General features: G+C 64.2%; 24 protein-coding genes. 15 read left to right on the top strand and 9 right to left on the bottom strand.

Translation table 11 applies throughout. The features are described from left to right. Positions 1-6: 6 nt before the first annotated feature. Complete coding sequence (locus CH281_RS05295; protein WP_082519263.1) at positions 7-627, bottom strand: TetR/AcrR family transcriptional regulator; 621 nt, start codon at positions 625-627, stop codon at positions 7-9. 99 nt (positions 628-726) lie between these two features. Between CH281_RS05295 and CH281_RS05290 the strand changes: the two genes are divergently transcribed. Beyond that, positions 727-2,106, top strand: a complete 1,380-nt coding sequence (locus CH281_RS05290; RefSeq protein ID WP_057473841.1) for an alpha/beta hydrolase family protein — start codon at positions 727-729, stop codon at positions 2,104-2,106. Positions 2,107-2,114: 8 nt separating this feature from the next. Here the strand turns inward: CH281_RS05290 and CH281_RS05285 are convergent, their stop codons facing one another. Further along, entirely contained in the window at positions 2,115-2,762 is a 648-nt protein-coding gene (locus CH281_RS05285) for a TetR/AcrR family transcriptional regulator (RefSeq protein ID WP_069973089.1), read from the bottom strand. A 163-nt stretch (positions 2,763-2,925) separates the two neighbouring features. Here CH281_RS05285 and CH281_RS05280 point away from each other — a divergent pair, with 163 nt between their 5' ends. After that, the gene (locus tag CH281_RS05280) at positions 2,926-4,431 is read left to right on the top strand and encodes a purine-cytosine permease family protein (RefSeq protein WP_200937325.1); all 1,506 of its coding nucleotides are present in this window, start codon (positions 2,926-2,928) and stop codon (positions 4,429-4,431) included. After that, the gene (locus CH281_RS05275) at positions 4,431-5,231 is read left to right on the top strand and encodes an MBL fold metallo-hydrolase (protein ID WP_057473840.1); all 801 of its coding nucleotides are present in this window, start codon (positions 4,431-4,433) and stop codon (positions 5,229-5,231) included. Before CH281_RS05280 ends, CH281_RS05275 begins: the two co-directional genes overlap by 1 nt. 37 nt (positions 5,232-5,268) lie before the next feature. Here the strand turns inward: CH281_RS05275 and CH281_RS05270 are convergent, their stop codons facing one another. Continuing rightward, entirely contained in the window at positions 5,269-5,841 is a 573-nt protein-coding gene (locus CH281_RS05270; RefSeq protein ID WP_057473839.1) for a TetR/AcrR family transcriptional regulator, read from the bottom strand. Positions 5,842-5,959: 118 nt separating this feature from the next. On the opposite strand from CH281_RS05270, the gene CH281_RS05265 reads away from it, so the two are divergent. Next, positions 5,960-6,625, top strand: a complete 666-nt coding sequence (locus tag CH281_RS05265) for an SDR family NAD(P)-dependent oxidoreductase (RefSeq protein WP_057473838.1) — start codon at positions 5,960-5,962, stop codon at positions 6,623-6,625. Between the two features lie 80 nt (positions 6,626-6,705). On the opposite strand, the gene CH281_RS05260 is transcribed toward CH281_RS05265, so the two are convergent. After that, positions 6,706-7,680 (bottom strand): ABC transporter substrate-binding protein, encoded by a 975-nt coding sequence (locus CH281_RS05260; RefSeq protein ID WP_094666197.1) that lies wholly within the window; start codon positions 7,678-7,680, stop codon positions 6,706-6,708. Between the two features lie 289 nt (positions 7,681-7,969). Here CH281_RS05260 and CH281_RS05255 point away from each other — a divergent pair, with 289 nt between their 5' ends. The 5 genes from CH281_RS05255 (at position 7,970) to CH281_RS05235 (ending at position 12,407) form a co-directional block, all read left to right on the top strand. Then, a complete protein-coding gene (locus CH281_RS05255) occupies positions 7,970-8,953 on the top strand; it encodes an ABC transporter substrate-binding protein (protein WP_057473836.1) in 984 nt (327 codons plus the stop codon). Continuing rightward, on the top strand, positions 8,950-9,756 hold the full coding sequence (locus CH281_RS05250; protein WP_032385605.1) for an ABC transporter ATP-binding protein: 807 nt from the start codon (positions 8,950-8,952) through the stop codon (positions 9,754-9,756). The genes CH281_RS05255 and CH281_RS05250 overlap by 4 nt, the downstream gene beginning before the upstream one ends. Further along, the gene (locus CH281_RS05245) at positions 9,753-10,586 is read left to right on the top strand and encodes an ABC transporter permease (RefSeq protein ID WP_032385606.1); all 834 of its coding nucleotides are present in this window, start codon (positions 9,753-9,755) and stop codon (positions 10,584-10,586) included. Before CH281_RS05250 ends, CH281_RS05245 begins: the two co-directional genes overlap by 4 nt. Continuing rightward, on the top strand, positions 10,586-11,392 hold the full coding sequence (locus CH281_RS05240) for a class II aldolase/adducin family protein (protein ID WP_094693267.1): 807 nt from the start codon (positions 10,586-10,588) through the stop codon (positions 11,390-11,392). The genes CH281_RS05245 and CH281_RS05240 overlap by 1 nt, the downstream gene beginning before the upstream one ends. 202 nt (positions 11,393-11,594) lie before the next feature. Next, a complete protein-coding gene (locus CH281_RS05235) occupies positions 11,595-12,407 on the top strand; it encodes an IclR family transcriptional regulator (protein ID WP_179275106.1) in 813 nt (270 codons plus the stop codon). Between the two features lie 132 nt (positions 12,408-12,539). On the opposite strand, the gene CH281_RS05230 is transcribed toward CH281_RS05235, so the two are convergent. Continuing rightward, the gene (locus tag CH281_RS05230) at positions 12,540-13,985 is read right to left on the bottom strand and encodes an aldehyde dehydrogenase family protein (RefSeq protein WP_032385791.1); all 1,446 of its coding nucleotides are present in this window, start codon (positions 13,983-13,985) and stop codon (positions 12,540-12,542) included. 238 nt (positions 13,986-14,223) lie between these two features. Here CH281_RS05230 and CH281_RS05225 point away from each other — a divergent pair, with 238 nt between their 5' ends. The 6 genes from CH281_RS05225 to CH281_RS05200 all read left to right on the top strand — a co-directional run bounded on the left by CH281_RS05225 (position 14,224) and on the right by CH281_RS05200 (position 21,748). After that, entirely contained in the window at positions 14,224-15,057 is an 834-nt protein-coding gene (locus tag CH281_RS05225) for an IclR family transcriptional regulator (RefSeq protein ID WP_094693263.1), read from the top strand. Between the two features lie 111 nt (positions 15,058-15,168). Continuing rightward, complete coding sequence (locus CH281_RS05220) at positions 15,169-16,122, top strand: acetaldehyde dehydrogenase (acetylating) (protein WP_048319528.1); 954 nt, start codon at positions 15,169-15,171, stop codon at positions 16,120-16,122. Next, positions 16,119-17,144, top strand: coding sequence for a 4-hydroxy-2-oxovalerate aldolase (dmpG, locus tag CH281_RS05215; protein ID WP_094693261.1), 1,026 nt, complete (start codon positions 16,119-16,121; stop codon positions 17,142-17,144). The genes CH281_RS05220 and dmpG overlap by 4 nt, the downstream gene beginning before the upstream one ends. Beyond that, on the top strand, positions 17,141-18,682 hold the full coding sequence (locus CH281_RS05210) for an AMP-binding protein (RefSeq protein ID WP_179274122.1): 1,542 nt from the start codon (positions 17,141-17,143) through the stop codon (positions 18,680-18,682). The genes dmpG and CH281_RS05210 overlap by 4 nt, the downstream gene beginning before the upstream one ends. Positions 18,683-18,692: 10 nt before the next feature. Beyond that, on the top strand, positions 18,693-20,975 hold the full coding sequence (locus tag CH281_RS05205; protein ID WP_179274121.1) for a CaiB/BaiF CoA-transferase family protein: 2,283 nt from the start codon (positions 18,693-18,695) through the stop codon (positions 20,973-20,975). Then, complete coding sequence (locus CH281_RS05200) at positions 20,972-21,748, top strand: enoyl-CoA hydratase/isomerase family protein (RefSeq protein ID WP_094693255.1); 777 nt, start codon at positions 20,972-20,974, stop codon at positions 21,746-21,748. Before CH281_RS05205 ends, CH281_RS05200 begins: the two co-directional genes overlap by 4 nt. 8 nt (positions 21,749-21,756) lie before the next feature. Here the strand turns inward: CH281_RS05200 and CH281_RS05195 are convergent, their stop codons facing one another. The 4 genes from CH281_RS05195 to CH281_RS05180 are packed head-to-tail and all read right to left on the bottom strand — an operon-like array spanning position 21,757 to position 25,694. Next, positions 21,757-22,527, bottom strand: coding sequence for an IclR family transcriptional regulator (locus CH281_RS05195; RefSeq protein ID WP_094693253.1), 771 nt, complete (start codon positions 22,525-22,527; stop codon positions 21,757-21,759). Next, entirely contained in the window at positions 22,511-23,830 is a 1,320-nt protein-coding gene (locus CH281_RS05190; RefSeq protein ID WP_256983364.1) for a M20 family metallopeptidase, read from the bottom strand. The genes CH281_RS05195 and CH281_RS05190 overlap by 17 nt, the downstream gene beginning before the upstream one ends. A 5-nt stretch (positions 23,831-23,835) precedes the next feature. Beyond that, positions 23,836-24,822 (bottom strand): quinone oxidoreductase family protein, encoded by a 987-nt coding sequence (locus CH281_RS05185; RefSeq protein WP_256983363.1) that lies wholly within the window; start codon positions 24,820-24,822, stop codon positions 23,836-23,838. Beyond that, the gene (locus CH281_RS05180; RefSeq protein ID WP_032385612.1) at positions 24,819-25,694 is read right to left on the bottom strand and encodes an alpha/beta fold hydrolase; all 876 of its coding nucleotides are present in this window, start codon (positions 25,692-25,694) and stop codon (positions 24,819-24,821) included. The genes CH281_RS05185 and CH281_RS05180 overlap by 4 nt, the downstream gene beginning before the upstream one ends. Position 25,695: the final 1 nt, after the last annotated feature.

Raw genomic sequence — 25,695 nt, 5'->3', positions numbered from 1 at the left:
CTGCGATCACTCGTGCGTCGCATCTGCCGGAGCACACTGGCAGCAACCTATTACGGCATTCACCAGGCTGTCGATGAACTCGCGGTCGCATGGTTGCCGGGTCAGCAGATGGCGGAAGTGAATCGGTGAAATCAGTAGCTCGATCGCGAGGCCGGCATCGACATCAGTTGGCACCTCGGAACGCTCGACCGCGCGATGGATGATCACCTGTACGGACCGCAACCGTTGCGACCAGAACGTAGTGCGCGCTTCTGCGGTGGCAGGCGAGTCGGTGATGGAGGCGAGCACTCGAATCAGGCCCTGCCCCAATGCAGATGCGAGATATCCGTCGAGCGCAGTAGCGAGTGCAGTCAAGTCGTCCTTCAGCGCGCCCGTGTCGGGCACCCGAAGAATCCGCTCACTCCCGGTGAGCATGACGTCGAGAATCAGGTTTTCGCGTGTCCCCCACCGCCGGTAGATCGTGGTGTCACGCACTCCGGCCCGTCGACTGATATCGGGAATGCCGACCTTGTCGACACCGACCTCCACGACGGCAGCGAGCACAGCCTCGTGGACAGCTTCCGTCACCTGCGCGGCTCGACCGCCGGGTCGCCGCCGTATTCGAGGATCGGTAGGTGTGTGCTCCACACCCCAAGGCTAAAGCAGAAAGTCTTGCATTTACCGATCGAGCGCCTTACCGTGCGTCTAAAGCAGATTGATCTGCGTTAAGGGACGGGGAGCTACACGATGGCATCGTTGATCGAATGGCGAAAGAGGGCAACAGTCAGCGCGAGAGCACTGACCCACACCACCGAAAGGGCCTCGCGCAGAGGCGGTGTCGCGCCGTTTCTGCCTCGTCTGTTCGTCGACCGTTTCACCCACCTCGGCGGCATACCCGATGACGAGTTCCGCGGCCAGTTGGCTCGATGCCGCTCCTTCGAGGACGACAGGTGGGTTTCTTACTGGTCGACTTTCGCCACCGAGCACCTCGAACGCGCCGATGCGGCCCTGTCACGGTTGCGTGCGCCCGTGAGTTCACGGCTGCTCGACACAGAGGCTCCGACCGGCGCGGTACTGTCCGAATTGGGCGGCGCACTCGCCCCAGCGGCGTCGATCCTCGCCGACCGCGGAACGGTCGCCGATCCACACGCGACCGCACGATTCATCGCCGAGCATCCCGACGCATCCGACGAGGCCATCGCTGTCGACGGATTGATCAAGGCGCTGGTGTACTACTTCGTCGCCGCATGGCCGGGTGGGACGCCGCGACGCCAGGACGCCTATCGCAGGTCGACTCGATTGTCGGAGTCGCTGTTGCTCGCTCTCGCACCGGTTATGGGGTACGTCGTGGAGGTGGTCGACATCGCCCTGCCCGGTACCTCCGACCGGGTACACGGAATTCTCGCGTTACCGCTGAATGCGAAACACATTCCGACAGTCCTGGTTACGAACGGTCTGGAAGGGACCATTGCCGAAACATTGCTACCCCTACTGACGCAACGGGATGCAGGACTGGGCACGTTCGTCATGGAAATGCCCGGAACCTACTCGTACGACGAACCCATGACAGCTGCGTCCGAGAACGTGTACTCGGCAGTGATCGACTTCCTCGCGGCCGATGCGCGCATCGACGCGGACCGAATCGGCATGATGGGCTTCAGTTTCGGCGGATACTGGTCCGCACGCATGGCCGCGTCGGATCCACGATTGAAAGTGGCGGTGTCCAACGGTCCGCTGACTCACCGCAGTTTCGGTGCGATCAACTCGATCGGGATGCCCGAGGTGATGATATCGACGCTCATCCGCACACTCGGTGCGACCGGAAACCTGGACTTGGCGCGCAAGACCTCGAAAATGTCCCTACGGCATCGCTACCGGGATATCGACATCCCACTGCTGGTGATCAATGGAGCCGCAGACACGTTGGCCAGCACCCGTGACTCGATCGAACTCGCCGTCGACGCACCGAACGCCCAATTGGTTCTGTACGCCGACGACGACCACTGCGCGATGGGCAACGCCGAACACTGGTCGGCGTTGTCGACCCGCTTTCTCCGAGAGAATCTGGTCGATGCGTCGAACGCGAACCGGAACGACACGACGCCGCGAACATCCGATTCGTTATGACGACCGGGTCAGCTGGAGACCAATGTTCCAGGCGCAAGCCCTAATTCGAGCTCGGTGTGCCGGAAGACCATGTCCGTCGCGATCGGGTAGTTGATGGCAGAGGTCTCCGACAACGCTGTTCTGACGGCACTCTGCGCGAAGGTTCCGTCGATGAGGGCGAGGATGCGCATCGCAGTCGAAGCGCAGTCCAGCGGCGCGAAACGGCCCTGTTCGCAACCGGATTCGAGAATTCTGATCAGGGTGTCGATATCGACTTCCATCTGGCTCACGACCTCCTGCTGCAGTGCCGGGCGGCGGGTGCTCTCACGCCAAGCGTCGAGCCACAGCAGCGCATATTCATCGTGGCTCGGGTCCGTCGCTTCGTCCAGGAAGATTCTGAGACGGTCGAGTGCATCGGCGGAATCGGCTGCAGCACCGACTCGCTGCGAGCGACGGCCCTCCACCGCTGCCGCGAACCCGGCAGCGATCAGCCCGTCCGAGGTTTTGAAGTAGTGGTTGACAAGGCCGGGATACACCTTGACCTCGTCGGCAACTTTTTTGGCCGTCAGCTGCCCCAACCCCTCCGACATCGCCAGCCTCCCGGCCACCTCTGCGAGCTCCCGACGCCTGGACTGCGGATCCTTCCGGCGGTGCGTGCTGGTCGCCGACAGCGTCATGACGACGACGCTACCACCGGTAGATGCGCGCGCCAGGAGGATATCGAGACCCAACGAAATTCGTCGCGAGGAGTTCGATCGTTCGGGTTGCGGAGACGTGGGTCACGCGTATTGTCACCACCACCAACAAGCTGTTGGTGGTGGTGACAATAAGGAGCAACGCGTGACGGACACCCGCGGTGGGCCAGGCACGAACGATGTCGGCAAGGTCGAAGCACACGGCATCGACCGAATACCCGACGACGAACGCTTCGGACACCCCCGGAGCCTGTTCGCGGTGTGGGCGGCATCGAACATCAACTTCTTGTACGTAGTTCTGGGCGGACTCCTGATCGTCTTGGGACTGAACCTGTGGCAAGCCATCGTCGTCGTAGCCGTGGGCAACCTGTTCTGGGCCGCAATCGGTTTCATGGCCACGAGCGGTCCGGTGTCGGGCTCGCCGAGCAGCGTGATCACCCGAGCACAGTTCGGTACCCGCGGAAATCGCATCAGCCTGGGCGTGTTCTCGTGGCCGGTGTTCATCGCCTACGAGGCGATCAATCTGTGTCTGGGCACCCTTGCCGGCGTCGCGATCCTGGATCAGCTCGGAGTCGATCTACCCCTGTGGGGCGAGGCCGCGATCCTCATCGTCATCGCTGCCCTGACGCTGGTCGTCAGCGTGTACGGACACGCGACCATCATGCGCGTCAGCGGAATCATCACCCTTGCCCTGACTGTCGCCATGGTCGTACTCGGGGTCTTCGTGGTGGCGAACACGAACTGGAGCTACCAGCCGCCGGAAGCTCTGACCGGCGGCGCAACCCTGGCCACCATGGCGGCAGGTGTGGCTCTGATCGCTGCATGCCCCTTGTCCTGGGGTGTGAGTCCCGACTACGCACGGTATCTGCCGCCGGACGCCTCCCGCGTGGCAGTCGCATCGTGGACCGCATTGGGCGGATACCTGCCCTCTGTGGCACTCGGTGCCGTGGGTGCGCTCGCCGGCACTGCCGTGGACATGTCCGACGCGCAGACCAGCCTGGGGACCATCGTCGACGGTTGGTTCTACCCGATTCTGTTGCTGGTCATCGTCATCGGCTCCATGGCGAACAACGTGTTGACCATGTACTCCTCGGGCCTGTGCCTGCAGGCAGTGGGCCTGAAGTTGAAGAGATCGGTCACGGTGCTCTTCGACGGCGCACTCGGTGTGGCATTCGCGGCCTACGCACTGTTCGTCGCAGACTTCACCGATACATTGAGCGCACTGCTCGAGCTGACCGTGGTTCTCCTGGTCCCGATGATCACGATCTACGTCGTCGATCAGCTGCGACGCCACAACGCCTACGACGGCTGGGAACTGAACGACCTGAGCCCCGGTGGCCGCTTCTGGTTTCACCGCGGATTCAGCATTGCCGGCATGAGTGCCTTCCTGATCGGAGCTGCGTCGGCGCTCCTGTGCGTCAGTACGACGGATTTCACCGGGCCGATCGCCGAGGCTCTCGGCGGAGCGGACGTGTCCTGGATCGTCGGACCGGTCGTGACCACCGCGGTCTACCTGTCACTTTCAGCACTGACGGATCGCCCCCGAATCACCGATGCCGCCGAACCGGCACCAGCGCGCCCGGAACGGGCACAACAGCCGGCGCGGAACGCCGCAACGACGACCGGGGTACGAGAAAAGGAACAGATCTGATGCCGACCAGCTTGTCGACGCCGGCAGCCGGCACCGCGAAGGACAGCCCCGGTGTCGGCCCCTGGTTCAGATCGCGCTCGGAGACGGCCACGTTGACGCGGATCGATGAACCTTCTGTTCATCCACTCCTGCAGGCGAACGTCTGGCATCTTCGCGGCCGCGATCGAGATCTGATCGTCGATACCGGACTCGGTGTCGCATCTCTGCGCGGACACCTCCCCCACCTGTTCGATCGCGATCCGATCGTCGTCGTCACACACGCACACCTCGATCACATGGGAGGAGCACACGAGTTCGACACGTGCCTCGCTCACGCCGACGAGAACCTGACGTCTCCACCACCGGGAAGTCTGCGCGGTGCCCCGCTGGGCGTCGAACTCGGAATGGACTTGCGCGAGTTCGGTGTCACCGACGACACAATCCTTCTCGATGCACTACCCGAACCGGACTACGACATCGACCTCTATCGGCTCAGGCCCGCGTCAACCGTTCTCCCTGTGGAGCACGGCGCGACGATCGATCTGGGCGACGTCACCTACACGGTCCTGCACCTACCGGGTCATACTCCGGGCGGCATCGCGTTGTACTCCGAACACGACGGCACACTCTTCTCCGGAGACGTTGTGTACGACGACATTCTGATCGATCGTTGCCACGGCTCGAACGTCGCCGACTACCGCCGATCCATGGCAGAGCTCGCGGCCCTCGACGTCGCCAGGGCCTATGCCGGGCACGGGGACAGCTTCGATGGGAATCGCCTGCGAACACTGACGCAGATCTACCTGGACGAGTCGAGGTGATGGTCTCGACGCCGCGCGGAAACGTGCAGCGCAGCGACTAATCCAACTGGGTCGTCCAGGCCGCGGTGAGACCGCGGTCGACGATGCGACGCCAGCCGGGGGGTGCCGCCCCGTCGCGGCTCGACGTGCCTGCTATCCACAACATCGCCATGAGGTCGTCCGCCGTGAACGACGTCGAGAGCACGCCGGCGGCGTGTGCTTCGTCGACGAGTTTCGCACCCAGAGCCGTCGAGCGCTCGCAGGCGTCGATCAACGTGGTCGCGTTCGGGAACCGTCGGAGCATGGCGTCGTTCAGCGCCGGGTCGCTCAGCTGGAGCTCGATCATGGTGTCGACGAATGTCTGCAGTCTTGCACGGGGCGATCCCTGAGCCAGTGTGTGCTCGGTGAGCGTCATGAGTTTCTCGCCCGCGACGGCGGGAACGACGGCGTCGATCAGCGCTTCGCGTGATCCGACGCGGTTGTAGAGCGTGCCGATACTCACGCCTGCTTCCCGAGCGATGTCTTCCAGAGGTGCCCCCAACCCGTGCTCGGCGAACACCCGTAGGGCTGCGGAATGGAGCTTGTCCAGGTTCGCCTGTGCGTCTCGCCGAAGGCCTTTCTCGGGACCCATGCCAACTCCTAGATGTTGAGTACGGCCTCAAGTTAGGGTATGAATTAGATGAGGTTGACCTCAACTTAGCCCATCACCCGTCTGCACCGACTACTCGGCGGTTCTCGAAAGGACCCTCATGCCCCTCATCGCCATCATCGGAGCCGGTCCCGGCCTCGGTCTGGAAATCGCTCGCGCGTTCGGCCGCAAGGGTTTCGACATCGCCCTCGTCGCTCGCACCCAGGCGAAGCTCGATGCCCTCGCCGACACTCTGACCGGTGAAGGGTTCCGCGCTCGCGGCTTTGCCGCCGATGTGAGCCGGCCCGACACGATCACAGCCGCCCTCGGCCGGATCAAGGCCGACCTCGGACCGATCGACGTGCTGGAATTCTCCCCGGCGGATCCGACACTCGTTCCCGTGGACGTGCTCGAGGTGTCGCCTGAGAACCTGCAGCCGCAGATCGACTTCTATATCGGCGGTGCGCTGCGCGCCATCGGCGACGTCCTCCCCGACATGGTCGCCGCCGGCAACGGAACGATCCTGGTGACCACCGGTGGCGGTTCGATCAGTCCGATGCCGTTCCTGGGGAACGTCAACATCGCCGCTGCGGGCCTTCGCAACTGGGTGCTGAATCTGCACAACGCTCTCGAACCCAAGGGCGTCTACGTTGCCCACGTCGGCATCACTGCCCTCATCGGGGCAGGTCATCCGGAGGCCGAACCGGACGTCATTGCGAAGGCATACACGACGTTGTACGACGAGCGCCGCGACGCAGAATTGCACTACGTCGCGTACGACGCGTGACATTCCGCTCGAGTATCTGAGACCGAGAGGAAGCGCGGCACTACCGCGGCCCCGCATGTGCCGAGGCCGCGGCAGCGCTGTCAGCCTGCGTGCTGCGAAACCCAGCCGCTGAGGAGCACCGCCGACGGGTCGACCGGACCTGCCAACTTGCCCTGTGCAGTGAAGAAGTCGACCAGGCTCCCAGCTTGCTGGACGTCGGCTTCGGTGAAGTCTCGACCGCCGAAGTCGATCTGCGACACCCGATCCTGCGCTTCGGCGGCATCCATCTGAATTTCCGAGGACACCGCCCTCGCTGCACGAGCCGGATCGGTGTTGACGATGGCAGATGCCTCGGCAATGACCGAGAACACCTTGCCTGCAAGTTCTTCGTTGGCTGTGAGCCAACCCTCGGATGCGATGATCCACTGCGAGTACTTCGCGCCGAAATCACCGGTCGTCGCAACGACTGTCGACCCGGCATCCTCCGCTTGCCCGACCCACGGGTCGAAGGAGATGAACCCGTCGATGTCACCTCGCGCCAGCAGCGCCGGCTGCTCCGGCGGGCTCGTGGTCACCAGAGTCACCGCAGCTGGGTCGATCCCCAGGCTCCGCAGGTACAAATCGGTGAAGTACAAACCGATTCCGGGAAACACCCCCATTGTCTTGATGTCCGCCGGTGCGACCCCGTCCCGGAGAACGACCTGGAAGTAGCGGTCCGAATCCTGGAACACTCCGAGTGCGCGAAGGCTCGGGTTCGCGGCCATGACAGTGAGCGCAGTGGAATCGGCGTTGCCGGACAGCTCCGACGTTCCCGCCACCACGTTCTGCGCACCGGCCGCCCCGCCCTCCGTCTGGATGACCTCGACATCGAGGCCTGCGGCCTCGAACATTCCCTCACTGTCGGCGAGGAAGATCGGCGCGTACGACGGATCGACACCGACCGAGATCCGTACCAGATCAGCGGTCGCCGCTGCTTCGGTGGCCGGTCGCGAGCAGCCTGCGGCGAGCACGACCACCGAGGCCACGACGACGGCCAGCGCCCGACCGGCGGTCGGAAAAGTGCGTTTCAAGAGCATGTTGTGCCTTTCGATGTGGAGTGCGGTCGACACGGATGCGGCAGCAGTCCCATGTATCGGAAGACATGATGATGTCGGTGTTCGCGCTGACGTGTACGTCCGACGGTCCGGCCACCAGACCCCACTACGAATTCATCCGACATCGTTGCGCAGGGTTTCGGCCACGTTAAGACATCGGTCGGGTCCGCACGGTGGACCGCGTTGGTGGGCGCAGGGTCGGACCGCCACTAGCTTTGCCTCACACCGCCGCGAAATGCGGTCCAGATCACAGCAAGGAAAGCGTGCGCCCATGGCCCCACGATCGACAGTGACCACATCGAGTCTTGTTGCACTCGCCGCAATCACCACACTGTTCGCGGGTGCGTGCACCCGCCCGGCGACCGAATCCGCGGCTGCAACGAGCTCCACCGGCAGCATTCGCATCGCGGTCGGTATCGACGCGTCGTACGCGCCGTTCTTCGTGGCCGACGAGCAAGGCCTCTTCGAAAAAGCCGGTCTCGACGTCGAATTGGTTCAGTTCGGCCGAGGTGGCGAAGCCGTCGATGCACTGTCCACCGGCCAGGTACAGATGGCGGGTAGTTCGGACACGACCACGATCGCCCAGCTCCAACAGAACCCGGCGCTGCGTGCCATGTATTCGTACGAGTCGTCGGGCAAATACATCAAAGTCGTACTCCGCAACGGCGTCGACGGTCCGCAATCGATACGCAAGCTGGGCATCGTCGCCGGACTCAGCCAGATTTCGACCGTCAAGTACCTGGAAGCGAACGGTGTTTCTCCCGACTCCGTCGAGATGATCTCGGCAACCCCGACCGACATGCCTGCGCTCCTGAGTCGCGGTGACATCGACGGATACGTGATGTGGGAGCCCTGGCCGAGCGCTGCGATCGACCAGGGAACCGGCAAGGTCGTGGCGACCACCGGCGACTTCGATTGGTTCTACCACCATTGGGCGATCACGACCCAGTCGTGGCTCGATGGCAACGAGGACACCGCACGCGCCGTTCGAGACGTGCTGTCGGAGGCAACGGCAGAGGTCGAAGCAGATCCGCAGGCCGCGGCGGCGGCGACGAAGACCGCAGTGAACGTCGACGAAGCCCAGACGGTGCAGTCGATCGACGAAATCGATTACGCAGTAGAGGATTTGACGCCGACCAGCGTTGCCGATGCCCAGAGCGTGGTCGATTTCTACACCGAGATCGGTGCCATGAACAACCAACCCGACCTGAACACGGCGCTCCTCGTCGGTTGGTCGACGGAGGGATCACGATGAGTGTGGACACAGTAGAGGGCGTTCCGATCGAGGCACGCGACGTAGCCATCAGATTCGGCGAATTGGAGGTGGTCAGCGGCATCGACCTCGACATCCGACCGGGTGAGTTCGTCTGCCTGCTCGGGCCGAGTGGGTGCGGTAAGTCGACGCTGCTGTCGGCCCTGGCCGGGTTCGTGTCGGTGGCAGCAGGCGACATCAGTTGCGACGGCGAGTCGGTGAAAGGAAACAACACCCACGCCGGCATGGTGTTCCAGAGTTCCGAAGCATTGTTCGAGTGGATGACCGTCAGCCAGAACGTTGCGTACGGCCCCCGCATGCACGGATCGAACAAGGCCGAACAGGCGCGTATCGCAGCCGAGTACTTGGCCATGGTCGGCCTGAAGCACGCGGGCAGCAAGTACCCGACGCAATTGTCCGGTGGCATGAAGCAACGTGTCCAGATCGCGCGCGTACTCGCCAATCAGCCCCGCTTGGTGCTGATGGACGAGCCGTTCGGTGCCCTCGACGCCCAGACGCGTCAAGTTCTCCAAACCGAACTGGACGGAATCTGGCGGCGTACGGGATGCACCGTCGTGTTCGTCACCCACGACATCGACGAAGCGATCACCCTGGCCGACCGTGTCGTCGTCATGACAGCCGGTCCGAGCGCTCGCATCAAGAGCGTGTACGAGGTCGATGCTCCACGTCCGCGTGACCGCAATCATCCCGCCGTCGTAGAACTCTATGAACGACTACGAGACGACATTCGAGCCGAAGTGGTTGCCTCGCTTCGCAATCAAGGTATCGAGGAGGACACGCTATGACCGCCGTGATCGCAGGACGCACCGAGGCTGCGTCGCCGGCCAAGCCTGGTCGAGGCAATCGAGCGTGGGGTGCGGGAAAGTCTGCGATGCGTACCGCTGCTCTGTTCGTCGTCTCGGCCGCAATCGGTCTCGCACTCTGGTCGTTCCTGGCGTGGTGGTACGGACCGACGACGATGGCGTCGCCCGCGGCTGTCGTCTCGGCTGCGAAAGAACTGTCCGACACCGGGGTCCTGTGGACATCGATTCAGGCGTCCGGGCAACGCATCCTCATCGGGTGGGTTCTGGGTGTGATCGTGGGCGCGCCGGTGGGAATCCTCATGGGCCGCATCAATATCGTCCGCCAGCTGCTCGATCCGTACATCGAATTCTTCAGGTTCATCCCGCCCATCGCGTTCGTCACGCTGGCGGTGGTGTGGTTCGGCATCGGCGAAACGTCCAAAGTCGTCCTGATCTTCTACACCTCGGTGTTCATCGTGACCGTGAGTACGATCGCTGCGACAGTGGCGATCAGCGAGAACAAGCTGCAGGCGGCGACGAACCTCGGCGCAGGCAGGCTACAGATCATGAAGACGGTCGTCCTGCCGTCCACGGTCCCGGGAATCGTGACCGGAGCTCGGTTGGCCATGGGTAACAGCTTCTTGACCATCGTGTCGGCCGAAATCGTCGCTGCCGATGCCGGCATCGGCTCCATGATCTGGCAGGCGCGCAATTACGGCCGCATCGACTGGACGTTCGTCGGGATCATCACTCTCGGAATCATGGGCTTTCTGTTCGACCGCGTACTGCGGTTGCTGTCCAGGCGGTTCCTCGGCCGTTACGGAGTCAAGTGATGCCGGGCTCGGCAGCATCGATTGCCGAACTCGCCTCGATACCGGATGCACCCGTTGGCCTGAGCAGTGCAGAAGAGCGGACGCGTCGCAAGATCGCGGTAGTGGGCGGCTACCGCATATTGTCGAAATTCGGCCTCGACGAAGGCATCTCCGGCCACATCACCGCCCGTGACCCCGAAGATCCCGATACCTTCTGGACCGCACCGTTCGGACGCCTCTTCTCCCAGGTGCGGCCCGAGGAGCTGTTGCACGTCGGTGCCGACGGCACCGTTCTGTCCGGATCGGGACCGTTGAATCGAGCAGCCTTCGTCATCCACTCCACGGTGCACGAAGCCCGCCCGGACGTGATCGGAGCCGTGCACGCACACGGGCTGCACGGAAAAGCGTTCTCGTCCCTGCACCGGCTACTGCAGCCGATCACCCAGGACGCCTGCGCTTTTCACCAGGACCACGCACTGTACGACGAGTACCACGGAGTGGCTCTCGACGCCGAAGAAGGGGTAAGAATTGCCGCGGCGCTGGGTACGAACAAGGCCGTGATCCTGTCCAATCACGGCCACCTCACCGTGGCAACATCCGTCGAGGCGGCCGTGTGGTGGTACGTCTCGATGGAACGGTCGATGCAGGCCGAGTTGGCGGCGTCTGCCGCCGGAGATCCGGTGGTTCTGCACGACAAGATCGCGGCGCAGACGTTCGAGGCGGTCGGGGTGGACAAGGTGGGCTGGTTCGCCTACTCGACCATCATTCAGAGTATTGCTGCAGCAGAGCCGGACATCTTCGACGCTCGACCTCTGTTCGGCGAATGATCGCTGTCGCCCGCAATTGTTAACACCCCGAAACAGGTTCACCCAGTGGACCCCGAAACCCGAACAAAAGGTGAACAAGGGCATAACGTCGAAGTCGAGGGGGGTTTCAGACATTTCGACGATAGAGGTGAGCATGTCTTCCGCACTCTCCGCACGATCTGCGAGCAGTCCGCGACCGCTGGACATCGAGCCGACTGCGGACATGACCTCGGTATTGGCCAAGGCCAGGCTGATTGTCGACGCGTTCGACAGTACGAATACCGACCTCTCGCTGACCGAACTCACCCGTCGTAGCGGTGTGTCCAAAGCCAGCGTGCATCGGCTGGCCGGCGAGTTGGTCGAATGGGGTTTGCTCGAACGTGCAGGCACGAAGTACCGATTGGGGCTGCGGCTGTTCGAGCTCGGCCAGATGGTCCCCCGACAGCGCATTCTTCGCGACGCTGCCCTGCCGTACATGGAGGACTTGCTTCTCGCCACCCAGGAGACCGTCCACTTCGCTGTGCGTGAAGGTTTCGACGTTCTCTACATCGAAAAGATCGTGGGCCATCGGGGCTTGAACGAGAACTCGCGGGTGGCGGGACGACTTCCGCTGTACAGCACGGCAACCGGAAAGATCATGTTGGCGTTCTCGCCACGAGAGGTCTTCGACGAGGTCGTGGCGCAGGGCTTCGTCGCACACACCTCACGCACGACGATGTCGGTCGCAGTCCTGGCGCAGCAACTCGAGCGAATGCGTAAGGATCAGTTGGCCGTCGAGGTCGAAGAAACGCGACTGGGCTACATGAGCGTTGCAGTTCCGGTGTTCAGCGGTAACGCCGTTCTGGCCGGTGCACTGTCGGTCACCGCACCGACCTCGAGAATGAACGTCAATCGCGTTGCCGGAGCGCTGCGTACCGCCGGAATCGGCATCTCCCGCAGTCTGCAGGCGATGCGGTGCCTCCAGCCGGCGGGCGCTGCGCGCGGAGACGGGACGTGTCATCCCACCGTATGTTCGTTCAACGGCTGCGGCAAATAGTTGGGAAGAGCGGCTTCGCCGCATGTGAGTGGAAGTTCGTAGCAGAGACCGAGTTTCCGCGCACGTGCGGCGAAGCCGCTCACTCACGGCGATGGACGAGGCTTCGGCCCACCGCCGTGCGGACGTGGCCGGCTAGGCGAGGTTGATGAACGTCGTCTTGACTTCGGTGTAGGCATCGATCGAATGGGAACCGAATTCACGGCCCCAGCCACTCATCCCGAAACCACCCCACGGTGATGCCGGGTCGAGCAAGGGCAGCTGATTGACGAACACCGTGCCGAAGCGCAACTTGGGCGGGAGTGTGAGTGCGGAGTCGAGTGCCTTGGTCCACACCACCGCAGCCAACCCGTACTCGGTATCGTTCGCCCGAGCGATGACCTCGTCCTCGTCGTCGTAGGCCATGACCGACAGCACCGGCCCGAAGATTTCCTCTCGGGCGATGGTCATGTCGTCGCGCACTCCGGCGAATACCGTTGGCTTGTAGAAGAATCCGTCGGCCAGATCGCCCTGGACGCGGCTTCCGCCCGTCACCAATTCGGCTCCTTGTGACCGACCGGATTCGACGTAGGAATGCACTCGATCGAGATGTTCCTGGGATACCAGGGGGCCGATGACCGTCGACGGGTCGAATCCCGGACCGATCGGCAACGCGTCGGCTGCCGCGGCGATCTTGGAGGTGAATTCCTCTGCGCGCGAGCTGTGTACGAAGAACCGGGTGTAGGCACCACAGGCCTGACCCGTGTTGAACACAGCACCCTGCAGGTTGCCTGCGACGGCAGCGTCGATGTCGGCGTCGGCAGCGATGATGCTGGGGGCTTTGCCACCGAGCTCGAGCGATACGCGCTTGAGATTTCCGGCCGAGGCTCGAACGATGTGCTGACCGGTTTCGGTCGATCCGGTGAACGACACCTTGTCGACACCGCGATGGGACACCAACGCCTTACCGACTTCGGGTCCTCCGGTCAACAGATTGACCACGCCAGCGGGCACTCCCGCTTCGAGGCACAGTTCCACCAGCTTCATGGTCGACAGCGGCGTCTGTTCGGCAGGCTTGAGGATTACCGCGTTGCCGGTGGCCAGTGCCGGTGCCAACTTCCACGCAGCAATGGCGAGCGGAAAGTTCCACGGGGTGATCAGCGCGCAGACACCGACCGGTACCCGCTGCTGGAAACTGAGGTTCCCGGGAATGGACACGGGCGAGACGGTGCCCTCGATCTTGGTGGCATAGCCCGCGTAGTACCGGAAGACCTGAGCGGTCAGCGGCAGGTTGACACCGACGCTCATGAACGTCGGCTGCCCCTGGTCGGCGGTTTCGAGTGCCGCTATTTCCTTGGCATCTCGGTCGAGCAAGTCGGCGATCCGCCACAGTAGCTGCCCTCGGGCATCCGGGCTCATCCCCTGCCAGGCATCGGACTCGAACCCCACACGTGCGGAGGCCACCGCAGCGTCGACGTCCGAGATCGTGGCCTCGGCGAACCGTCCGATCACCTGGTTGGTAGCCGGGTCCACGGTCTCGCCGGTACGGCCATCGGAGGCATCGACCCACTCGTTTGCGATGAGCAATTGCGTGTTGTGCATGTGTTCCCTCAACATCTCGTTCGGCGAGCGCCATATCGGACTTCGACGGTCCAATGTGCCAGCCGCGGAGCGACGCCGTATCGGGGAGTTTCGGTGACCGAACCGACCCCAGATATTCGACGCGTCGTAAACAACGCGTTTCGATCCGCTCACCGGGCTGGACATTGTTATCCATCTGGATAATGATGGTGGATGTGATGGGGCGCACATCCGTCACCCGTGAGCGCAGGAGGCAACCATGTCCGTGTTGGCACACCCGTTCGACCTGGATGAGGACTCATCGCTGGCTCCGCCCAACTCTGTCCTCGGGAAGGCCTTCTCGATACTCTCGGCCTTCGACGGTGACAGCGACTCGCTACGTCTGGTCGACCTCTGTGAGCGCAGTGGCGTTCCCAAGCCGTCGGTATATCGGTTGGCCCAGGAGTTGGTGGCACTCGGCTTGCTCGAGCGGGTCGGTCACGAGTACCGAATCGGGTTCAGCGTGTTCGCCCTGAGTCAGCGCGCAGGCAGCACATCTCTGCTTCGCCGAGTGGGCCGGCCGGTCCTCGTCGATCTCGTCGCGTCGACGCGGGGAACCGCACACCTGGCGGTTCGCGAGGGCACGCACACGTGCTACTTGGAGAAGCTGGGAGGAACGCGGAGCGTGCACTCGCTCTCCCGTGTCGGCGGCCGTCTCCCACTGACGTGTACAGCGTCCGGAAAGCTGCTTCTGGCAATGGCTCCCGACTCCAATCGGCTGCTCGACCAATTGGTGGAGAGCGACTTTCCACGGCTGACCGCGCAGAGCGCGCGAAGCATGCACGCCGTCCGCCGCGAGATGGTGTCGATCCGTAATCAGCGCCTGGCGACGGAGCGCGAAGAGGCTCTGGTCGGATACAAGAGCTTCGCCGTGCCCATCTACGATTCCGGCGACAACGCCATTGCGGCACTGTCCCTGACCGTGCCGGTGGACCACACCGGTGACGCCGCATTGATCAACGCACTGCGGCTCGCCTCGCACGCCATCACTCGGCAGCACACCCACGCGGCCATGAGCACGCCGAGCGCTTTTCCGGCGCAACGTCTGGCATAGGCCGTATCGCTCAACGGACCCGATTCGTGCGTCGATCGCCGTTCAGCTGTGAAGCTGGAGCAGTTCTGCCACAACGGCAGTGACGCCGCAGTCCGTGAGTGAGGTAAGCCCATGCCAATCGCCACCAGAGTCGCCATCATCGGATCTGGGAACATCGGGACCGATCTGATGATGAAGATCGGCCGCTCCGAGGTACTCGAGATGGGTGCCATGGTCGGGATCGATCCCGACTCCGACGGCCTCGCGCGTGCCCGAGCACTCGGCGTACCCGTCACCCATCGTGGAGTCGAGGGATTGATCGAGCTCGACGGGTTCGACGAGATCGACATCGTGTTCGACGCGACGTCGGCAAAAGCCCACCAGGCCAATGCAGCTCGGCTCGAACCACTTGGAAAGACGATGATCGACCTGACCCCGGCCGCGATCGGGCCGTACGTCATCCCGGCCGTCAACCTCGAAAACCACATCGCCGCGCGCAACGTCAACATGGTCACCTGCGGTGGGCAGGCAACCATTCCGGTGGTCGCGGCCATCAACCGCGTCGTTCCCGTCGCCTACGCCGAAATCGTGGCGTCGATCGCATCCCGATCTGCGGGGCCGGGAACCCGCGCGAACATCGACGAGTTCACCGAGACCACATCCGCGGCGATCGTGACCGTCGGCGGCGCAGCACGCGGTAAGGCAATCATCGTGCTCAACCCGGCCGAGCCGCCATTGATCATGCGCGACACCGTGTTTGCTCTCGTGACCGACGACGGTCGTGGTGCTCTCACCGAACGTATCCGCGAATCCGTGTCCGCGATGGTGGCCGATGTCTCCGCCTACGTGCCCGGTTATCGGTTGAAGCAGGAGGTCCAGGTTGTCGCGGTCCCCGACGATCAGCCCGTCGAGACGTTGCTTGCCGACCCGTCCGCACCGCGGCCCACACATCAGGTCTCGGTGTTTCTCGAAGTCGAAGGCGCTGCAGACTATCTCCCCGCCTTCGCAGGCAATCTCGACATCATGACCTCCGCCGGCATCCAGGTCGCCGAACGCATCGCAAGCCGAAAGGTGGCACTCCGATGAGCACCCCCATCTACGTTCAGGACGTCACGTTGCGGGACGGTATGCATGCCGTTCGGCACCGCATGTCCCCCACCGACGTTGCCCGCATCGTCGTCGCGCTCGACGCTGCCGGCGTCGACGCGATCGAGGTGGCGCACGGCGACGGGTTGGCAGGTTCGTCGCTGAACTACGGGCCGGGATCGCACAGTGACTGGGCATGGTTGGAGGCTGCCGCGTCGGTGATCCAGCGCGCCACCCTCACCACTCTCCTACTCCCCGGTGTGGGATCGATCCACGATCTGAAGCGGGCATACGAGCTCGGGGTCCGGTCGGTACGCGTTGCCACTCACTGCACGGAAGCAGACATCTCCGCCCAGCACATTGCCGCGGCCCGCGAGATCGGGATGGATGTGTCCGGCTTTCTGATGCTGTCGCACATGGCAGAATCCGAGGCTCTGGCACAGCAGGCCAAGTTGATGGAGTCGTACGGCGCCCACTGCGTATATGTCACCGACTCGGGTGGTCGCCTGACGATGGGCGACGTCCAGGCTCGAGTTCGCGCCTACCGCGACGTGCTCGAACCGGAAACCCAGATCGGCATCCACGCTCACGAGAATCTGTCTCTGTCCGTTGCCAATTCGCTGGTAGCGGTCGAGAACGGCGCGTACCGAGTGGACGCGTCGCTGGCCGGACACGGAGCCGGGGCAGGCAATTGCCCCATCGAAGCCTTCATCGCCGCTGCGAACCTGACCGGGCTGACTCACGGAAGCGACCTGTTCGCGCTGCAGGATGCCGCCGACGACATCGTTCGTCCGCTTCAGGATCGACCGGTCCGCGTCGACCGCGAGACGCTGACGCTCGGCTACGCAGGCGTGTACTCGAGCTTCCTTCGGCATGCGGAGGCTGCCTCGAGTGCCTACGGAGTCGACGTTCGTGACCTACTGATGGAATGTGGCCGCCGCAGACTGGTCGGTGGCCAGGAGGACATGATCATCGACATCGCTCTCGGTCTCGTGGCCGAAAGGGAAGCACTCCCGGCGTGATCGACCCGACCTCGTGGGCCGAGGCAGTCGAGCTCCGCGCCCACGCCGACGCCGACGGTGAAGTGATCCGTCGCGTCGGCGGGCCGAGTATCAGCGCCGGTCGGCTACTCGAGGACGCCCTGGCCATGGCCGGCTCGATGGCCGATGTCGTCGGTGCCGGCAGCGTTGTCGCGACCGCGTGTTCGTCCGGACCCGCGGCCGCGACACTCACCACGGCCATCTCCTGGCTCGGAGCGATCGAGCTGCCGATCCCGACGGCACTGGATCCCGATGTCGCTCGTCAGCTGATGACTGCGGCCTCCGCTGTGCTCGTTGTCGCGTCTCCGGCGCGGCTGGCCATGGAGCCGCATCTGATTCGGCTCGGCGAATCCGTCGGTGTCGCAACGATGACTGTCGACGGCCACGTCGACGGCCTGGCTGCGGTGACGGACGGAACCGGGACCACACCGTCGCGTCATCGAACGTCCCCGGGCGACCCGGCCGCGATCATGGTCACGTCGGGCACCGGAGGGCGCCCGAAAGGCGCTCTTCTGTGCAATGGAGTCGGGCTCGGTCAGGCCCGACGTGTCTGCCGCGCCATGCATTACGGCTCCGACGACGTGCTGCTCAATGTGTTTCCCTGGCAACACGTCAATGCCCGTCATGCGGCGTTCCTACCCGCGGTGATGTCCGGGGCCCGACTGGTGGTCGACGACTTCTCCGCCCGACGGTTCTGGCGTACCGCCAGGGAAGAGCACATCACCGCCTTCAACTTCATGGGTGCGGTGTGCGCGATTCTGCTTCGCTCCCCCGCCACCGAAGACGATCGCGCTCATACCATTTCGCGCGCCTACGGCGGGCCTGCACCGGACTGGATGTTCCACAGCGTGGCGGAGCGCTTCGGTGTCGAGCTACGGCAGGCGTATGCATCGACCGAGCTCGGTGACGTGGCCACGACCGATGTGGTGCCGCGCCCGGGCGCGGCCGGTCGAGTCGTCGACGATTATCGAGTGCGCGTGGTGGACGATGACGGACGTTCGGTGGACGACGGAACGCCCGGCTCGCTCGAGGTACGGCCGTGTGGCGAGAACCTGACCTTCACCGAATACGTCGGAGAACCCGACATCACCCGAAAAGCCTGGCGTGACGGTTGGTTCGTCACCGGTGACTGCGGGCGTCTGGTCGACGGGTGGCTCTACTACGAGGGGCGAACCGCAGACACGATCCGACGCCGGGGTTTGACTGTCGATGCCGAACGAGTGGAGTGGGTGGCGTCCGGCCACCCGGACGTTGCCCAGGCTGCTGCGGTCGGCGTGCCGTCCGAGCTGACCGAGGACGAGGTTCTGCTCGCCGTCGTCCCCCGTCACGGACGACACATCTGCCCGCGCGATCTTCTTCGATACTGCGCGCAGGAATTACCGCGCCACGCGGTCCCCCGGTACGTCAACGTGGAGACGGCCTTGCCGACCACGGCCAGTAAGAAACTGAACCGGCGCGCACTGCGCGATCGCGGCATTCCGACCTCCGCGTTCGATGCCGAAGCGCACCAACAAGATTAGGAGCTTTCACTTGTCCGTTCCTGCGATTCGCGTACTGGACCTCACCGACCGGCTCGGATATCAGGCCGCGCGTGTGTTCGTCGGCCTCGGTGCCGACGTCGTACGGGTAGCCCTCCACGATAGTTCGGATTCGGCGGCAGACCGATTGCACTGGCACGCTGGGAAGAAGGTCCTTCGACATTCGGGGACCGTCTCGGACACCACGTTGATCGAACTGATCGCCCAGGCCGACGTGGTGCTCGAGTCCGGCCCCGCACCCAGGCTTCGCACCCTTGCTCTGCGCGAGGGTAGGCCGTCGCTGTGGGACGCGGTCGTGCACACGGTGATCACCCCGTTCGGCAATTCGGGCCCACGCCGAGAGTGGCTCGGCGACGACACCGTGATCACCGCAGCAGGCGGGATGGCGTGGCTCTGCGGCGATGCCGGGCAGGCCCCCGAGCCACCGCCACGCGAGCAGGGAACTCAACTCGCCGGCACCCACGGTGCCATTGGCGCACTGCTCGCCCTCATTGCACGACGTCGAACGAACGCGGGGCAATTGGTCGAGATCTCTGCGCAGGAGGCCGTCGCGGCCACGCTCGAGATCGGTGCCATCTCGTGGATCCACGGCAGGACCATTCCCGGACGCACCTCGGGCATCTACGGTCACGTCGCCCACCGAGTGTTCCGGGCATCCGACGGGTTCCTCGCCGGCGGTTATTCCGGATCACCCCGCATGTGGACGGACCTTCTGGCCTGGATGGTCGAAGAGGGCGAGGCCGAGGATCTGGCGGACGACCGCTGGCAGGACAACGAGATTCGGTGGCGCGAGCGAGCACACGTGGATGCAGTGGTGTCCCGCTTCACCGGTCGACGCTCAGCCGGACCGTTCGCCGAGGAGGCCCGTCGTCGAGCATTGCCCTGGGCCGAGGTGGCGAACGGACCTGCGCTGCTGGACAATCCGCAGCTACTGGATCGACAATTCTTCGTCCACAGTGGAAGCATGGGCAGCTACCGGGACGTCGGCTTCGGCTGGGAGTCACCCGCGCTACCGAGACCCGTCCGCCTCGCCGAGCCTCGCGATGTCACGGCAGCCGAGGCCTGGGCCGTTCCGCGACCGAACCCGCGCGACGACGCGTCCGAGGTACATCGCGACGAACGCGCGCCGGCCGACGGGGCGAGCACCACAGGCGCACTGAACGGAGTCCGCGTTCTCGATCTGACCTGGGTTCTGGCCGGCCCGTACGTCACCAAGACATTCGCCGAACACGGCGCCGACATTCTCAAGGTGGAGTCGTACCACCGCAAGGACCCCACCCGCTTCTCGCCGGGGATGAGACTGCGCCCCGACGCCGGATTCGACGACGGTGGCTACTTCCTCAACTTCAACCGCAACAAGAGAAGCGTTGCGTTGAATCTGAAAACCGAAGCCGGCCAGGATCTCTTGCGTCGCCTTGCCGCGGATGTCGACGTCGTCGTGGAAAATTTCAGCCCGGGCGTCCTGGCGCGATGGGGGCTCGACTACGAACAACTTCGGAAGATCAACCCCGGCGTCGTGTTGGTGTCCATGGCCGGGACCGGCCAGACGGGACCGTGGCGCGATGCCGTGACCTTCGCCGACACCCTCGCGGCCATGTCCGGACTGACAGCGGAGACAGCACGGGCCGATCGCGATCCGCAGGGGCTCACATTCGGACTCGGCGACATGGTCGCTGCGAATTCGGCTGTCATCGGCGCACTCGAACTGCTCTATCGCGGTGAAGGCGGTCACGTCGACCTGTCGCAGCTCGAAGCAATGGCCTCGAATTTGGGCACCGCCACTCTCGAAAGCCAGCTGGCAGGCGATGTTCCGACCGACTCGGCACGAATCCTGAAGAGCCTCGGTGACGACCGATGGATAGCGGTCGGGAGTTGCACTCCCGACGCGCTGAACGACGCGCTCACGTCGATCGGGACGGCCGTCGAGCACGATCCATGGGAAACGCTGACGCAGACGGCCGCGACGACGGACGCCGACGTGCTCGCGGAGCGCCTGCAGCGCCAGGGAATCGCCGCATATCCCGTCCGCGACGGACGAGACCTGGTGGACACGGACCCACAGCTGCGCGCCCGCAATTTCTACCCCACCCTCGAACACCCACTGGCGGGATCCGTTGCGCACGAGGGTCTCGTCGCCCACCTGTCCGCTACCCCGGGTGCATTACGCACAGCAGCACCACTTCTGGGCCAACACACCGACGACATCCTCGTCGAACAGCTGGGTCTGACTGCGGACGAGCTGGTCGACCTGCACAACGAAGGAGTTCTTTCATGAGTACCGAACCGACCGGCCACCGCTACGAGCGCGACGGCGACATCGTCACCGTGGTGATCGACCACGGGCCGATCAACATCGTCGATCCGGAACTCATCGAATCGATGATCACACATCTTCCCACCGTGCTGGACGACCCGACGGTGCGATGCGTGGTGGTTCGCGGCAAGGACCGAATCTTCGTCGGTGGAGCGAATCTGCGGGTCATGCAACGACTCGATCCCGATACCTATCGGGACATGCGTCGATGGGTGGTGGTGCAACGCTTGCTCGAACTGGCTCCCAAACCGGTGATCGCAGCGCTGAACGGCCATGCACTCGGTGGAGGTGCCGAACTGTCGCTGGCCTGCGACCTGCGAATCCTGCACGCAAAGGCCATGTTCGGATTTCCGGAGACAGATCTCGGGATCTTCCCCGGTGCCGGTGGATCGCAACGGCTGCCCCGTTTGGTCGGCGCACATCGGGCCAAACGATTCATCATCGACGCCACCAAGTTCACGGCGGAGCAAGCTCTACGAGAAGGCTTGGTCGACGTGGTCGCCGGTGACGATTTCGAGGACGTTGTTGCCCGCGAAGCACGTCGACTCGCCGACCGTCCCACCGCCACGATCGGTTTGGTGAAGTCCGTGATCGATCGCGGCCTGCACCTGCCCATCGACGAGGCCATGGCGGTCGAGGAGCAACACGTCATGGCCAACCTCGAGCTACGCGACGCCGCCGAGGGCATCGGATCGTTCCTCGACAAGCGTGCTGCGCAGTTCGAGGGTCGATGAGCTAGGGGTCAGTTGACCACGCCGGTAGCAGAGACGTTGTCGCTCAGCGACTTCACCAGTGTGGCCAACTGCGGCAGGTCCGATCGGGCGGCCGACGCAGTCAACGACACCGCCGCCAACAGCAGGCCGGTGGGCCCGAAGATGGGCGCAGCGACCGAGCAGTAGCCTGCGGTCATCTCTTCCCGTTCGGAGGCGTACCCGTCGGCCCTCGCTCGGCGAAGTTGCTCGGCCAACATGCCGGGTAGCACGATCGTCGCCGGGGTCACCCGCTCCAGCGGGCCCCTGGCGAGCAGATCGTTGAACAGCTTCGGCTGCCCGAACGCGAGCAGCACCTTCCCGGTGGCCGTCGAGTGCAGCGGAAGCCGACCCGCGATCCGTGACGGGCGGGCAGAAGCGGGGCCGCCGGCGACCTTTTCGAGGTACAGAACTTCGTGGCCGTCGAGCACCGCCAAATGCACTGTCTCGTGGGTCCGGTGATGCAGGGTCTCCATGAACGGTCGGACGGCGTCACGCAGAACACGTAACCTCGGGACGCGGCTCCCCAACTCGAAAGCCCGCATCCCGAGGCGATATTCGAGACCGGACCGCTCGAGCATTCCCCATTCGAGGAGTTCCCGGCTGAGCCTGTGTACCGATGCTTTCGATATCTGGGTGCGCTGCGCCAATTCGGTCAACGTGAGGCTGTCGTCGTCGAGTCGAAACGCTTCGAGAATCAACCGCGTTTTGCCCAGCACCGAGTTCGCGACGCTGGGTGTGGCGCAGTCATCCTGCTCGGGCACTGTCGTCTTTCGAGGGCAGGAGGAACACGGTACGGATCAGAATTTCTGCCAACCGCTGCATCTCTCGGACGTCCACCAGGTTCATGCCACGCGTGAAGTCGATGCTCGAACCATCGGGAACCGCAGCCACTTTCGGCATTCCGACCCGAGTCGTGGGCACACCGCGCATGCGAAGAATGTTCGCGTCGGTGGCACCGCTGTTGTCCATGATGATCTGGTGCGGTGAACCGGAGACCGTCTCGAAGGCATCGACAGCCGCCAGAATCACCGGTGAGTCGGGGGGCGTGTGGGTCGCCGGAATGGCCGCCACCGCTCGTGCCGACACCTCCACGCCGAGCTGCTCGCTCACCCCGGCCAGCATGGCGCGAACTTCGCGCAGCACCGTGGCCGGCGTCTGTCGGGTCGTCAGCCTCAGATCGAGCCGAAGCGTCACTGCCGCAGGGGTCGACGCCGCGAGCCGGCGAAGGCCGCCGCTGATCGACGAGACAATTCCCTGGGGCGTCATCGTCGAATATCGATGGCGCTGTGCGTATTCCTCGAGCCAGTCTTCAAGGGCGACGGCCACGCGGCCGGCCGACGCAACTGCGTTGCTGTACGGAATGCGGTGGCGACTGCCGACGTAAGTGTGTCCACCGTGCACGGTCACGTCGATCCACACGAGCCCGACCTCCTCGTGCAGCACCGTCCAACCGGGCTTGGCGATGACGGCGAAGTCGGTGGTGTACCCACGTTCGAGCATGAACCCCGCGCCGACACCGTGACCGGTGTTCGTGCGGTCCGGCGCACCGACTCCCGACACCGCGAAACTCGGCATGCCGCCGGCTCCGAAGCCGCCCACGACGTCACCGGGCGGAGTGACGCCGGCTGCGTGCAACGCATGCAGTACAGCCAGCACCACTGCGCCGTGGCCCTTGGGATTACCGGCTCCGAGTCCCTCGACGATGTCGCCCGAGACCACCGACCGCGGTGCGAGATCCGGCCGCCACGACACGGCCGCGCCGGGGATGTCCAGCGCGGGATCACCGGTGGTGAACGTGTCGATCGGGGCGTAGAGCAGAAGGGACGGTCCGTCGCCGCCGGGGATGGTCGCGACGGCATTCGCCTGGCTCGAGTCGATGCGCTGGACCTCGGCGTCGACCCCGGCCGAGGCCAGATCCGACGTGATCCACTCGGCCAGCGGTGCTTCCCCGCCGGTGGGGCTGGGAATGTCCACCATTGCCCGGACGGCAGCGAGCAGTCGTTCTCGCGTGAGATGTGCGAGAACGCGCTCGATGGCCTCGTCGGCGGAGTCCCTTCTGCTCACGGTCGTCACTTGGGAATGACCACCGCTCGTCCACGGACCTTTCCCGCGCCGAGCTTGTCGAGCGCAATCCCGGTCTCGTCCAACGAGAAACTCTCGTAGTCGAGCGTCAGATCTCCTGCAGCCAACAGTGCAGCGAGTTCGGGAACCGTGGCACGCGCGGACTCCTCGCGCCGAATCATGTTGACCGGCAACAGTGCAACGTCGTCGAGCAGCCAGTTCGACAGCCCGATCGACACGTCGTTGCCGGTGACGTATCCGATCGATACCGCGCGGCCGCCGGGGCGCACCCAACGGGATCTGACGATGAGATTCGACCCGCCCAGTGTGTCCACCAGCAGGGTGGCCGCGCGCTGCTCGGCGAGTACGGCGAACTGCTCGTCGTCACCGGCGACCAATGCGGTGGCACCGTCAGGGACCCGCGACGCCTGCTCGCGGTCGGCTACGAGGGCCGTCACCGTGGCTCCGTACCGCAGGGCCAGCTGGGTGACCATCGAGCCGACGGCACCGGCGGCACCGGCCACGATGACGTGTTCCTCGGCAGCGCTGCCGACGTCGGGCAACCACGACCCGAGTCGACCGACGTCGACCAGTGCAGCGCGGGCGGTCGTCGTCGGAACCCAGAATGTCGCTGCGACCTCGGGTGAAAGACCGTGGGGCACCTCGACCAAAGCCTTGTCCTTGACGACGACGTACTCGGCCCACGTTCCGTTCTTGAACAGTCCGAGGCCACCGCCGCGCAGAACGACCTTGGTGCCGGGCTCGAACACGGCGGACTCGACGACGACGCCGCTGCCCTCCACGCCTCCGGTGTACGGCAACGTCGGCTTGATACCGAACTCACCACTGGCGACGGTCACGTCGAGGTGCGCTACCGATGCGGCCTCGACGCGGACGAGTGCCTCGCCCGCTGCCGGCACCGGCACGTCGACGTCTTCGACGACCGGCGCTTCGCCCCACGCGTGCACCCGGGCTGCGCGCATCGTCCCACTCATGCGATCGGGTGCTTCTCGAGGAACGCGAGGCTGGCCGCGTTGTACTCGTCCGCGTGCTCACGCTGGGGCCAGTGGCCGCAGTTCTCGAACAACAGAAGCTCGGATCCGGCGATGTTCTGGTGCATCGCGTGTGCCTCCGGAATGTCGCCGAACGGGTTGTTGCGCCCCCACACGACCAGGGTGGGAACGGTGATCTGAGCGAGGTCCTCGGGTGTGAGGATGTTCCGCAGCCGAGTCTCCATGTTCTGCAGCGACAGGAGATTGTCGATACCTGCGATGAAATCCGGCTGGTGATAGATGGTGTGCCGAACCGAGATCAATTCCTCGCTCGCATTGGCCGGATCGTGCATCAGCAACTGCATCCGACGGCGCGTCAACTCCACGTCGTCGGTCTCGACGGCCTTTCGCGTACTCGTGCGAATGCGATCCATGACCTCCGGATTGGCCACTGTTCCACCGGCCGCGATCATCTGCAGCGAAGCTACACGATCGGGGTTGTCGATTGCGGTCCGACCGCCCACCCAACCGCCCAGTGACTCTCCGCCGATGTGCGCCTTGTCGATACCGACGGCATCGAAGTACGCGAGCAAGTGATCCCGGTAACGCGGAATTTCGTACGGGTAGTCCGGCTTTCCGGTGTACCCGTGGCCGAGCATGTCGATCGCGTGAACGGTGTAGCGCTCCGCGTGCGGCTTGATGTTCTGGACGAACGCTTCCAGGTGCCCGCTGGTGCCGTGCAAGAACACGATGTGCTCGGCACCGTTACCTGCCCGAAGCGATCGGGTGGGGATGCCACCTGCGTCGATGGTGCTGACACTGAAGTCGAGCCCCGCCAGTTCCGTCCAAATTGTTCGTGCGAGTTCCTGCGTCACG

It is taken from the genome of Rhodococcus sp. 06-221-2 (assembly GCF_002258365.1).
Taxonomy (GTDB): Bacteria; Actinomycetota; Actinomycetes; order Mycobacteriales; family Mycobacteriaceae; genus Rhodococcoides; species Rhodococcoides fascians.
Note: the sequence above shows the minus strand (reverse complement) of the source record. Positions and strands in the feature narration are given on the sequence as shown.